The organism is Actinoplanes awajinensis subsp. mycoplanecinus, from assembly GCF_001509495.1.
GTDB classification, from domain to species: domain Bacteria; phylum Actinomycetota; class Actinomycetes; order Mycobacteriales; family Micromonosporaceae; genus Actinoplanes; species Actinoplanes palleronii.
In genome coordinates, this window is the sequence record NZ_LLZH01000280.1 from 63,027 (window position 1) to 75,349 (window position 12,323).

11 protein-coding genes are annotated in these 12,323 nt (G+C 71.5%); 4 read left to right on the top strand and 7 right to left on the bottom strand.

The genetic code is table 11. The annotated features are described in order from the left end of the window. Position 1: 1 nt before the first annotated feature. Genes ADL15_RS28495 through ndhC form a run of 4 tightly spaced genes read right to left on the bottom strand, consistent with a single transcriptional unit; the run spans position 2 to position 2,029 of the window. Positions 2–580: a DNA-3-methyladenine glycosylase I gene (locus tag ADL15_RS28495; RefSeq protein ID WP_067697601.1), complete on the bottom strand. Its 579-nt coding sequence runs from the start codon at positions 578–580 to the stop codon at positions 2–4. After that, positions 577–1,065, bottom strand: a complete 489-nt coding sequence (locus ADL15_RS28500; protein ID WP_067697603.1) for an SRPBCC family protein — start codon at positions 1,063–1,065, stop codon at positions 577–579. Before ADL15_RS28500 ends, ADL15_RS28495 begins: the two co-directional genes overlap by 4 nt. After that, entirely contained in the window at positions 1,062–1,598 is a 537-nt protein-coding gene (locus ADL15_RS28505) for a DivIVA domain-containing protein (protein ID WP_232344390.1), read from the bottom strand. Before ADL15_RS28505 ends, ADL15_RS28500 begins: the two co-directional genes overlap by 4 nt. 53 nt (positions 1,599–1,651) lie before the next feature. Continuing rightward, positions 1,652–2,029 (bottom strand): NADH-quinone oxidoreductase subunit A, encoded by a 378-nt coding sequence (gene ndhC, locus ADL15_RS28510; protein WP_067697605.1) that lies wholly within the window; start codon positions 2,027–2,029, stop codon positions 1,652–1,654. Positions 2,030–2,204: 175 nt separating this feature from the next. On the opposite strand from ndhC, the gene ADL15_RS28515 reads away from it, so the two are divergent. Continuing rightward, positions 2,205–4,058, top strand: a complete 1,854-nt coding sequence (locus ADL15_RS28515; protein ID WP_067697607.1) for a 2-oxoacid:acceptor oxidoreductase subunit alpha — start codon at positions 2,205–2,207, stop codon at positions 4,056–4,058. Continuing rightward, positions 4,051–5,091: a 2-oxoacid:ferredoxin oxidoreductase subunit beta gene (locus ADL15_RS28520; RefSeq protein WP_067697609.1), complete on the top strand. Its 1,041-nt coding sequence runs from the start codon at positions 4,051–4,053 to the stop codon at positions 5,089–5,091. Before ADL15_RS28515 ends, ADL15_RS28520 begins: the two co-directional genes overlap by 8 nt. Before the next feature lie 180 nt (positions 5,092–5,271). On the opposite strand, the gene ADL15_RS28525 is transcribed toward ADL15_RS28520, so the two are convergent. From ADL15_RS28525 to ADL15_RS51835, 3 genes are all read right to left on the bottom strand, one after another. Continuing rightward, positions 5,272–6,288: a potassium channel family protein gene (locus ADL15_RS28525; RefSeq protein ID WP_067697611.1), complete on the bottom strand. Its 1,017-nt coding sequence runs from the start codon at positions 6,286–6,288 to the stop codon at positions 5,272–5,274. Between the two features lie 108 nt (positions 6,289–6,396). Beyond that, positions 6,397–8,976: an adenylate/guanylate cyclase domain-containing protein gene (locus ADL15_RS28530; RefSeq protein ID WP_232344391.1), complete on the bottom strand. Its 2,580-nt coding sequence runs from the start codon at positions 8,974–8,976 to the stop codon at positions 6,397–6,399. Positions 8,977–9,499: 523 nt separating this feature from the next. After that, positions 9,500–9,715 (bottom strand): FmdB family zinc ribbon protein, encoded by a 216-nt coding sequence (locus ADL15_RS51835; protein WP_083971847.1) that lies wholly within the window; start codon positions 9,713–9,715, stop codon positions 9,500–9,502. Between the two features lie 79 nt (positions 9,716–9,794). Between ADL15_RS51835 and ADL15_RS28535 the strand changes: the two genes are divergently transcribed. Beyond that, on the top strand, positions 9,795–11,198 hold the full coding sequence (locus ADL15_RS28535) for a murein transglycosylase (protein ID WP_157441656.1): 1,404 nt from the start codon (positions 9,795–9,797) through the stop codon (positions 11,196–11,198). Positions 11,199–11,305: 107 nt separating this feature from the next. Beyond that, entirely contained in the window at positions 11,306–12,322 is a 1,017-nt protein-coding gene (locus ADL15_RS28540; protein ID WP_067697615.1) for a GNAT family N-acetyltransferase, read from the top strand. The last annotated feature ends 1 nt before the right edge of the window (position 12,323 follow it).

The following is a 12,323-nucleotide window of genomic DNA, read 5'->3' on the forward strand; positions in this document are numbered from 1 at the left end:
CCTATCCCATCACGGGGACCCAGCAGCCGATCAGGTGGTCGTCGACCATGCCGGTGGCCTGCATCAACGCGTACGCGGTGGTGGGGCCGACGAACTTCAGGCCGCGCTTCTTGAGCGTCTTGGCCAACGCGGTGGACTCGGCCGTGATCGCCGGGACTGCGCCGCGGCCGGCCGGGCGCGGCCGCTTCTCCGGCGCGAACGACCAGAGCAGCTCGGTCAGCTCACCCGGGGCCAGCTCGGCGGCCACCCGCGCGTTGTGCAGCGCGGCATCGACCTTCATCCGGTTCCGGACGATGCCCTCGTCGGCCATCAGCCGGGCCACGTCGGCCTCGGTGTACGCCGCGACCTTGGCGATCGAGAAGTCGTCGAACGCGGCCCGGAACGCCGGGCGCTTGCGCAGGATGGTGATCCAGGACAGGCCGGACTGGAACGCCTCCAGGGTGAGCCGCTCGAAGAGCGCGTCGTCACCGCGGACCGGCCGGCCCCACTCGGTGTCGTGGTACGCCGCGTACTCCGGTGAGCTGCCGCCCCAGAAGCAGCGGGCCCGCCCGTCGTCGCCGATCGCGAGATCCGCGGTCACGGCAGGCGGCCCTGCTCGATCAGCCGGCCGAACTTCTTCAGCGCCCCGGTGAAACCCAGCTTGGAGCCGGGCCAGAGCACCGGCCAGGCGATCTTGCCGACCGGGCCGGGTGGCAGGTGGAACCACTCGTGCAGGACGACCTGGGTGCGGTCACCGGACATCGCCGTGCAGCGCATCGAGCCCGGGCCGCGCAGCACCTTGCCGCAGTGCACGACGCGGACCTCGTACGGTGCGTTGACCTTGACGACGCGCAGCTCGTCGCGGAGCACCGCCGGGCCGAGCGTGGTGACCGCCTCGACCAGGCTGCCCTCGCCGCCGTCGCCCTCGACCACCCGGACCCGGGTGAACGGGATCCACTCGGACTGCTTCTCCCAGTTCAGGAACGCGGCGAAGACCTTCGCCGCCGGGGCGTTCACGATCACCGTGGCGGTGAACTCCCCGGATCCCGGTGCTGCGGCGTCGTCGGCTGGGCCGCCGGCGCTCATCGGCTCTCCGCCGGCTCCTCGTCGGCGGCCGGCGGGGTGACCGGCGGGACCGCGGCCACTTCCACCGCGGGGCCTTCCGGGTCCTTCTCGTCCACATCCTTGTCCGGAGCGACCGGCGCCTGGTCCGGAGCGACCGGCTCGGGCGCGGACTCGGCGGCGGCGGCGACAGCGGGGGCGACAGCGGCCTCCCGGGCGGCACGCAGGCCGTCGGCGTCCTCGAGCCGACCCTCACGCAACGCCGTCACCTCGGCCTCCAGCACGCCGATCAGTTCACCCTTGTAGCCGATGTCGTACGCCGCGCGCTGCAACGCCTGATCGACCTGGGACATCCGGTACCCGCGCCAGGCGGTGTCGAACCTGGTCCGGGAGATGTCGTCCTCGCCCAGCGGGCGGTCACCGGGCAGCGGCACCGACTGACCGTCCGGCTCGACCGGGGTGAGCCCGGAGTCGCCTCCGCTCAGGAGAACGGTCACGCCGAAGACGATCGTCCCGACGACCAGTGCGACGACAATGAAGAGCAGAAGCTGACTCATGCGCACGATGTTGACATGTCGGCTTTCCGTAGGCGAGTCCGCCACCCGTCCTGTCAGGTCCAGCCGAGGATCTTCTTACGCCACGCATAGAGGATTCCCAGCGCGAGCACCGCCACGAAGACGCCCATCTCGGCGATCGCCGCGCCGCCGAAGCCGGGCCGGTCGAAGATGATCGCCCACGGGAAGAGGAAAACGGCTTCCACCGCAAAAAGCACATAAAGGTACGCATAGACGTAGTACCGGATCTGCGCCTGTGCCCAGTCACCGCCGACCGGGTCGATGCCGCTCTCGTACGGGATCCGCTTGCCGGCGGGCTCGGCCGGACGCGCCGGGCGCAGCAGACGGTTCGCCCCGAAGGCGGCCACGAACAGCAGAACCCCGGCGGCGAGGACGAGCCCGAGGAGCGCGTAGGAGCCCAGATATCCGTCCACGATCGTGCAGCCTACCCAAGACCACTAGCTGCCGGGAGCACCGGCTGGCTACTGTGGGCAACGGTCCGCGCCCGCTTCCGTAAGGGGTGGCGAAGTAGGCTGGGAGTGACGACACGCGGGCTAGCGCATCGACGTTCGTACACAAAATCGGCCCGCGCTCTTTGGAGGTTGAAACGTGGCCCCTCCCGCGAAGCGAGTCGAGCAGCTGGACCGCGTGGTGATCAGATTCGCCGGCGACTCGGGCGATGGCATGCAGCTCACCGGTGATCGGTTCACCTCGGAGACCGCTCAGCTCGGCAACGACATCTCGACGTTGCCGAACTTCCCCGCTGAGATCCGCGCACCCGCCGGGACCCTGCCGGGGGTCTCCAGTTTCCAGGTCCACTTCGCCGACTACGACATCCTGACCCCGGGCGACGCGCCGAACGTGCTGGTCGCGATGAACCCGGCCGCCCTCAAGGCCAACGTGTCGGACCTGCCACCGGGCGCCGACATCATCGTCAACACCGACGAGTTCACCAAGCGCAGCCTGGCCAAGGTCGGCTACCCGGCCGATCCGCTGCACGACGGCTCGCTGGCCGAATACTCCGTGCACCCGGTCGCGCTGACCTCGATGACGGTCGGCGCGCTGGCCGGGCTCGGCATCGCCAAGAAGGACGCCGAGCGCGCCAAGAACATGTTCGCGCTCGGCCTGCTGAGCTGGATGTATTCCCGCCCGTTCGCGTCAACCCTGCGGTTCCTGGAGCGCAAGTTCGCCAAGCGGCCGGAGCTGGTCGAGGCGAACAAGACCGCGTTCCAGGCCGGGTGGAACTACGGCGAGACCACCGAGGCGTTCTCGGTGCGGTACGAGATCAAGCCGGCCAAGATGCGCCCGGGGACGTACCGGAACATCACCGGCAACCAGGCGCTCTCGCTCGGGCTGGTGGCCGCCGCGGTGCGGTCCGGGCTGCCGCTCTTCCTCGGGGCGTACCCGATCACGCCGGCCTCGGACATCCTGCACGAGCTGTCCAAGCACAAGCGGTTCGGCGTCACCACGATGCAGGCCGAGGACGAGATCGCGGCGATCGGTGCGGCGCTGGGCGCGTCGTACGGCGGGGCGCTCGGCGTGACCACCACGTCCGGTCCCGGTGTGGCGCTCAAGGGCGAGACCATCTCCCTGGCGATCGCGCTCGAGCTGCCGCTGGTCGTCGTCGACGTGCAGCGGGCCGGCCCGTCGACCGGCATGCCGACCAAGACCGAGCAGGCCGACCTGAACATGGCGCTGTACGGCCGGCACGGCGAGGCGCCGCTCGCGGTGATCGCCCCGAGGTCACCGTCGGACTGCTTCCACGCCGCGTTGGAGGCGGCGCGGATCGCTCTGACCTACCGGACGCCGGTCATCCTGCTCTCCGACAACTACGTGGCCAACGGCTCCGAGCCGTGGCTGCTGCCGTCGGTCGACGAGCTGCCCGACCTGTCCGTCGAGTTCACCACCGCCCCGAACGCCGAGGACGGCAAGTTCCTGCCCTACCTGCGCGACCCGGAGACGATGGCGCGGCCGTGGGCGGTTCCCGGCACGCCGGGCCTGGAGCACCGGATCGGCGGGCTGGAGAAGGCCGACAAGACCGGTGACATCTCCTACGACCCGGACAACCACGAGTTCATGGTCCGCACCCGGGCCGCCCGGATCGAGGCGATCCAGGTGCCCGACGTGGACGTGGAGGACCCGTCGGAAGCCGCCCGGGTCCTGGTGCTGGGCTGGGGCTCCACCTACGGCCCGATCGGGGCGGCGTGCCGGGCGTTGCGGCAGCGCGGGCTGACGATCGCGCAGGCGCACCTGCGGCACCTCTCGCCGCTGCCCGCCAACCTCGGCGAGGTGCTGAGCGGTTACGACCGGGTGGTCATCCCGGAGATGAACCTCGGTCAGCTCGCCCACGTGATCCGGGCTCGGTATCTGATCGACGCGGTGCCCTTCAACCAGGTCAGCGGCCTGCCGTTCACCGCGGCGACGCTGGAGAACATGCTGGAGGACGTGGTCAAGAATGGTTAGCCCACCACTGAGCCGATCGACCCTGGCTCTGACGCCGCTGACGATGAAGGACTTCAAGTCCGACCAGGAGGTCCGCTGGTGCCCGGGCTGCGGTGACTACGCGATCCTGGCCGCGGTGCAGAGCTTCATGCCGGAGCTGGGCATCCCCCGGGAGAACATCGTCTTCGTCTCCGGCATCGGCTGCTCGTCGCGCTTCCCGTACTACATGAACACCTACGGGCTGCACTCGATCCACGGCCGTGCCCCGGCGATCGCCACCGGCCTCTCGGCGTCCCGCCCGGACCTGAGCGTCTGGGTGGTCACCGGCGACGGCGACGCGCTCTCGATCGGCGGCAACCACCTGATCCACGCGCTGCGCCGCAACGTCAACCTGAAGATCCTGCTGTTCAACAACCGGATCTACGGCCTGACCAAGGGGCAGTACTCGCCGACGTCCGAGCTCGGCAAGATCACCAAGTCGACGCCGGCCGGTTCGGCGGACTCGCCGTTCAACCCGCTCTCGCTCGCGCTGGGCGCCGAGGCGACGTTCGTGGCCCGCACGATCGACTCGGACCGCAAGCACCTGCAGTCGGTGCTGCGCGCCGCGGCCGAGCATGAGGGTTCGGCGTTCGTCGAGATCTACCAGAACTGCAACATCTTCAACGACGGCGCGTTCGACCTGATCAAGGACGCCGAGTCGCGGGACGCGCACCTGATCCGCCTGGAGCAGGGCCGGCCGATCACGTTCGGCGCCGACGACCGGTTCTCGGTGGTGCACCCGGAGGGCAGTTTCGGCCTGCAGGTGCAGGAGGGCGGCGCCGCGATCGTGCACGACGCCACTGTCGACGACCCGGCCTACGCGTTCGCCCTGAGCCGGCTCTCCGGCTCGGACCTGAGCACCACCCCGATCGGGGTGTTCCGCAACGTGCGGCGCCCGTCCTACGACGAGCTCGTCCACAAACAGCTGCTCGACGCGCAGGCACAGGCCACCGGCACCCCGGAGGAGATGCTCAACGATCTCCTGAACTCCGGCGACACCTGGACCATCCCCTAGGCGCAGGATTCCGGCCGGCTCTCAGGGGTGCCTCCGCGTCGCGGAGGCACCCCTGAGAGCCAGCCAAGCACCGCAAGTCGCGACGCGGTCCGGGCCGGGCACGGTCTCGCGGCGGCCTCACGGGCGGCGCCGTGGCTCGTAGCCTACGGACGGGACCCGGTATTCGTACCGAATAAGGGTTTAGACAGAGACCCCGGTCGGCGCTGACTCGTCGTCGCGGATGTAGACGAGCAGGTCGCCGGTCTCGATGGTGACCTCGGCCGTGCCGCCGAGCGGCAGCACCTTGCCCCGCCGGATCAGCGCGACCACCAGGGTCTGCAGCTGGCGCGGGTTGCGGCCGACCTCGGCGCGTTCCGCGGAGCGCATCGCCAGCGCCATCCCCTGACCCGGGGTGAGCAGGTCCTCGACCACGTCGATCAGCGGCGGCGCGGTGGTGGTCAGGCCCAGCAGGCGACCGGCCGTGGACGACGAGACGATCACGTGGTGCGCGCCGCTCTGCTTGAGCAGCGCCGCGTTCTCCTGCTCACGGACCGACGCGATGATCCGCACCTGGCCGGCGGTCAGCTGCCGCACGGTCAGGGTGATCAGCACGGACGCCTCGTCCTGGTCGGTCGCGATGATCACCGACTTGCAGTTCTTCACGTCCGCCTCGAGCAGCACCGCCGAGCGGGTGGCGTTGCCCTCGATCACCACCAGGCCGTTCGCGGTGGCCTGCCGGACCGCGGCCTCCCGGTTCTCCACGATCACGATCCGCGACTTGACGTACCCGGTCTCGAGCAACGCGTCGACCGCCGCCCGGCCCTTGGTGCCGTAGCCGCAAATGATCACGTGGTCTTTCAACTTGGACCTCCACCGGCTGATCCGGAGCCCTCGGCGGTACTGGTCGGTCAGCACTTCCAGGGTGGTGCCGACCAGGATGATCAGGAAGAGCACCCGGGCGGGCGTGATGAACAGAACGTTGATCAGACGCGCGCCCTGGGTGGCCGGGGTGATGTCGCCGTATCCGGTGGTGGAGAGCGAGACGACCGCGTAGTAGAAGCAGTCGAGCAGCGTCAGCCCGTCGCCGTTGACGTCCCGGTAGCCGCCGCGATCCAGATAGACGACCGTCACCGCGCTCAGCACCAGGGTGAACGCCATCGCCAACCGGACAGCGAGGGCTCGCAATGGTCCTTGTCGGACCAGCGGTAGGTGAATCATGGAACCGCCTGCACGGAAGACACCCTAACGGCCGATGTGATGGTCACGCCCGGTGGACATCAGATCAGTACCCGGCCGGATCCGCACCATCAGGCCAGCCAGTACCCGCTATCGGGCGATCTGGGCGAACCGGGCCGCGCCGTCCTCCAGATCGGGATGCTCCACTGCCAGCGCCATCGCCACGATCCGGTCGAAGCCCAGGTTCGCGCCGTCGGCGTAGGCCGCGTCGAACGCGGCGTCACCGAGCGCGAGCCGCAACGCGGTCTGCTGCGCAGACCAGAAAGCGCCGAACGATGCGGTACGCCGGGCCCCGCGCGCCGCCTCCGCCCCGCCGAACAGCACGGTCGCGCTCGTCGGGTCCCCGCCCAGCGCGCACCGCACCGCGATGGCCGCCACCGCGTCGGCGGCCGCACCCCGGAACCCGTGCCGCAGCCTCGAACGCAGCGCCACCACCAGATGATCGTGCGCGGCCACCAGGTCACCGCGGCGCAGCGCGACCATGCCGAGCAGCCAGTCCACCGCCCGCCGGCCACGGTCCTCGGGACGGCCGGCCTCCAGCTGACGGGCCGCGCCGAGCAGCTCGGCCGCCTCGGTCAGCGCGTCCCGGCGCCAGAACAGCTCGGCCAGCGCCAGCACCGCGGGCAGCGCCTCGGTGGCCACCCCGGCCCGTTCGGCCTGGGCGATCACCGACCGGCAGGACCGCTCGGTGGCCTCGTCGGCGCGCTCGTCCAGCCGGACCCGTTTGCCGCCCAGCGCCCGGACCAGCAGGGCCGGGTCACTGGCCCGCCGGGCCGCCCGCTCGGCGCGGTGCAGGAAGTCGTCCCGCTCGTCCCGGTCGTCGGTCAGGTCGGCGTGGATCAGGTACGCCTGGGCCAGCTCGGCCGGGTCCGCGTCCGGGCCGAGCCGCTCGTAGAGCCGGGCCAGCAGGTTCCGGCCCTCGCCGGCCCCGCCGTGCTCACGCCACCACGGGTTCAGCGCGCCGGCCAGCCGCAGCCCGGAGCGCACGTCGCCACCCGCGGACGCCCAGCGCAGCGCGGTCTGCCACTCCGCGACGTACGGCCCCAGGTCGGTCAGCGACAGGGTCCGCAGCTGCCCGTCGGTGTCCACCGCGACGGTCGTCAGCGTCTCCAGCGACCAGGCCAGGTGCCGGTCCCGGACGGCCTGCTCGTCACCGGCGGTCGCGAGCCGGCGCAGTGCGTACGCCCGCACCAGCCCGGACATCCGGTACCGCGGCCCCGGCACCACCTCGATCAGCGACTTGTCGGCCAGCTCGGAGAGCGCGCTGAGCGCCCCCTCGCCGCACCAGTCGACGGTGGCCAGGTCGACCGGCCCGGCGAAGACCGCGAGCCGGCGCAGCAGCTCGGCGGCCCGGCTGCCCAGGCTGCGGTACGACCACTCCAGGTTGTTGCGCAGGCTGTCGTGCCGGCCCTCGCCGCAGGCGTCGTTGTCCAGCGCGCCGAGCGGGTCGTCCAGCCGCCGGGCCAGCAGGTCGGCCGGCATCAGCCGCAGCCGGCCGGCGGCCAGCTCGATGGCGAGCGGCGAGCCCTCCAGGCGCGCGGCCAGCTCGGCCAGCTGCTCGTCGTCCCCGCCGTCCCGCCCGCCACGCGCTGCCGCGGCCCGGTCCCGCAGCAGCGCGAACGCGTCGGCCGGCGCCATCGGCGGGATCCGCCACACGGTCTCCCCGGCCAGCCCGAGCGGGGCCCGCCCGGTGGCCAGCACGTCCAGCCGGCGGCAGCGGGCCAGCAGCCGGTGGGCCAGCGCCGCGGTCAGCCCCGGCGCGGCGTCGCAGGTCTGCAGGATGACCAGCATCCGTCGTTCGGCGCACTCCTCGACCAGGGTCTCGATCGCCGGCCGCCCCGGTTCCGGCCGCAGGCCGAGGGCCGCGGCGAGGGCGGTGGGCAGGCCGCCTGCCGCGCTGACCGCATCGATCGACCAGACCCCACCGGGGTACGCCTTGAGCACCTGCTCACCCGCCGCGAGACTGAGCCGGGTCTTGCCGGAGCCGCCCGGCCCCACCACGCTGACCAGCCGATGATGACTGACCAGCTCGGTCAGCTCGGCGATCTCGGCCTGCCGCCCGACGAACGAGCTGTGCTCGGCCGGCAGGTTGTGCCGGGGCGCCTCGGCGGTCCGCGGTCGCGGGAAGTCCCGTTCCAGGTCCGGCGCGAGCACCTGGTAGAGCTGCTCGTCGTCGTCGAAGCCGCGCAGCCGGAACGCGCCGAGGGCGAGCAGGTCCACGGTGGCCAGCGTCGCCGCCGCCACCCCGCCGGCGGGCCCGGCCGAGGCGTACGTGGCGGTCACCGCCAGCGCGGTCGCCGCCGAGCAGAGCACCTGGCCGCCGTGTGCCGCGGCGGACACCCGGGCCGCCCGGTGCACCTCGGCGCTGGCGTACTCGGTGCCGATCGGGGTGGCCCGGCCGGTGTGCAGTCCCATCCGGACCTTCGGGACGGCGTCGGCGCGCGGCCAGTCGTGCGAGGCGAGCCTCCGCTGAGCCTCCACACAGGCGGCCACGGCGGCGTCGGCGTCGGCGAACGCCACGAAAAAGGAGTCACCCTCGGTGAGGAGCTCGACACCACCGAAGTCACTCAGCGCAGCACGTAACACTGAGCGATGTGCGTTCAGCACATCACGATAGGTGTCACCGAGCATCCGGGCCAGTCGTGTCGAGCCCTCTATGTCAGTGAACATAAAGGTCACGAGGCCACTGGGTAGCTCGAGCCGTCTCGACACGGTGGAACCTCCGCCCCTTTCGAGAAGTCGCGACTCATGGTGCCGTACCGCAGAGTCACCGCCCATCGTAGAAACGGACGGTAACCATCTGCCCGCCATGGCCGACCCCTTACGGAGGACATCACCGAAGAGTGGGATCGACATCGGCATACGGGACTACGCGTGTCGTAACGAAAGAGATCGAACGCGGAAACGAGGCGGGCGGGCAAAACCGCCGGGCTGTCCGGGTGTACCCGTACGTGGTGTCCCACCCCCTGGGAAATCGGCCCTGAGCTGGGCGGATTTGCCTGCAACGGGTGGAGGGCCGGGCACTGAGGGTGAGAATGGACAGGTGGTTGGCCACCAATGTCGACGCACGACCGGATCGCGCATTTTTGCGTAAGGAGTGGCGCAGATCACTTCTTGGTGAGGCCCGTTCGGGGTCAGCCGAGCGCCCCCACGGCCCGGACGACCCCGTTCGAACCGGGGAGCGGCGGCCGGGTCAGCAGCCGCAGCCGCCGCCGCAGCACCCTCCTACGCCGCCGCCGGACGGCGCCGGAGCGGATCCACCTCGGCCGGTGACGGCGACTGTGGACAGCAGCTTGACGGTGTCGTCGTGGCCCTGCGGGCAGGCGGCCGGAGCGGCGGCCTCCCGCATCGGGCGGCTGACCTCGAAGGTGGCTCCGCAAGCGCGGCAGCGGTAGTCATAGCGCGGCATCGGACCAGCGTAGGGCCCCTTTGCCCAGCGCGCTCCGGCGACCTACCTAGCGGGCTCGCCGCCCGGTAGGGTCGAGCCCGTGGCGGAGGAGCGGAAGATCCCAGCAGGGCGGCCGGAGTTGCGTGCGGCGGCGCCGCATCAGGGTGGCCCGCTGGGCAGTTCCGGTGCGGCCCCGGTCGAGGGTTCCGTGCCGGACAAGTCCGTCGCGCCGGACAAAACCGTTTCACCGGCCTCGCCGGGCGCCACCGAAGGTAAGGCCCTCGCCGCTGAAGACAAGGCCGCCACCGACGGCGCGGCCGCTCCCCCTGAAGGCAAGGCCTCCGCCGACGGCGCGGCCGCCGCCCCTGAGGGCAAGGCCACAACGGACAAGCCCGCTGACTCGGCCGCGCCCGCGCCCGCCGAGGCCGAGGCCGAGCCCGCGCCCGCGCCCGCGCCCGCGCCCGCCAAGACTGCCCCTCTGCTCGTGCCCGCCAAGACCGCGACGCCGAACGTGCCGGCCAAGAAGAGCCTGGTCCGGCGCTCGCTGACCCTCGCCGGCCGGGGCGGCCGCGGCGTGCTGGCCTGGTCGAAACGACCCAGCGGCCGGGTGATCCTGCCCAGCGTCGTGGTCGTCACCCTGGTCGGGCTCGGCGGCGCCGCGGGCGTCTACCTGGTCCCCCGCGCCCTGGAGGCCGCACCCACCCTGAGCGCCACCCCCACCTTCGGCGCCGGCGCGGCCGCTCCCGCCCCGTCCGCGAGCGACCCGTACGCGTTCCCGGCCGGCGGCTTCCCCACCGGGTTTCCGACCGGCTTCCCGACCGGCCCGGTGGCCACCGGCGCGGTCCCGGGCTACACGGTTCCACCGGCCACCGTGCCCGGCGGCGTGTTTCCGACCGCCACCGGCGGCGTGAGCGTGACCCGCCCGGCCGAGGCCCTCGCCTCCTGGGCGCAGGCGGCCGGCACCAAGGTCGGCATCCCGGTGGTCGCGGTCCAGGCGTACGGGTACGCCGAGCTGGTGACCGCGCAGACCGTCCCGACCTGCCACCTGAACTGGACCACGCTCGCCGCGATCGGCAAGGTGGCCTCCGGGCACGGCAGCGCGAACGGCGCGGTCCTCGGCGTCGACGGGCTGGTCCAGCCGGCCATCTACGGCCTGCCGCTGGACGGCCAGGGCGGCCGGATGCTGGTCAAGGACACCGACCAGGGGCTGCTCGACCAGGACGCCACCTACGACCGCGAGGTCGGCCCGATGAAACTGATCCCGAGCGCCTGGCAGGCGAACGCGGTGGACGCCGACCGGAACGGCACCCCGGAGATCAACGACATCGACGACGCCGCGCTGGCCGCCGCCACCGCGCTCTGCAAGGACGCCAAGGGCAGCGTCCGTGACCTGTCCCGGGCCGACTCCTGGTGGGACGCGGTGCTGAGCTACAGCGCGCTCCGCACGTCGGCGCAGAAGGTCTTCGAGGCCGCCAACGACTACGGCGCCCGCAGCCGCGCCTGATCCGTACCGGCCGAAACCGCCCAGCAGCCGCGACGCTCGGTGAGTGTGTGCGTACTTTTGCGTGGTCAGCACTTCCCTGAAGGTCCGTTAAACGGCACGATGTACGAGTGAGGGTGCGCGAATGGGATCCCCGCTCCGCGTCCGCGGCTGAGATCCACTCCTTGGTGGAGACGGTCAACGCGGTGCTGGCGGCTGATCTCCCCGACGATCCACCCTGGCGCGACGTCCAGGTCCGGGACTATCTCGCCGAGACGATGCCGGGTGAACGCCGGATCTGCTGGGTCGCCGAGGACGATCGGCTCCCGGACGGGGAGAGCCAGATCTACGCCTTGGTCAGCATCCTGCTGCTGGGCGACATCGGCGTGCTCGAGATACTCGTCGAACCGCACCTGCGCCGCCGGGGACTCGGCCGCGAGCTGCTGGCCGTCGCCGCGCGCCGGGCGTACCTCGAAGGGTTTTCCTCGATCGGGGTGGAAGCGATCGGCGGCACCCCCGCCATCGGGTTCTACGAGGCGCTCGGCTTCGAGCGGGAGTATGTGGAGACCCGCAGTGTCCTGAGTCTGGACACCGTCGACTGGGCGTCGCTGACCACGATGGCCGGCGGGATCAGCAGCGGCTACCGGGTGGAGTACCACCCGGGCGGCCCGCCCGCCGCGCTCCTGGAGGCCTACGCCCATGCCAAGGCGCAGGCGCAGACCGACGACGACGATCTCGAGCTGACGCCGCGCTCCTCCGACCCGGAACGCCTCCGGGAGTCGCTGGAGACGCTGCACCGGCGGGGCCTGAAGCCGTACATCGTGCTGGCCATCCACGAGGCGACCGGCGCCGTCGCCGGGCTGACCGAGGTGGTCGTCCCGGCGCAGCATCCGGAGCGCGCCGACCAGTACGACACGATCGTCGTCCGCGAGCACCGCGGCTACGGCATCGACCGGGCGATCAAGGCCCGGATGCTGTTCGAGCTGCGCAGCGCCGAGCCCGGCCTGGGCCAGGTGCAGACGTGGAACGCGCAGCACAACGAGTCGATGCTGAAGGTCAACGCCGAGCTGGGCTACCAGTCCGACCGCGACTGGTTCGAATACATCGCCGACGTCGGGCAGTTGGTCCAGCGACTCGCCCCCAGCTAAC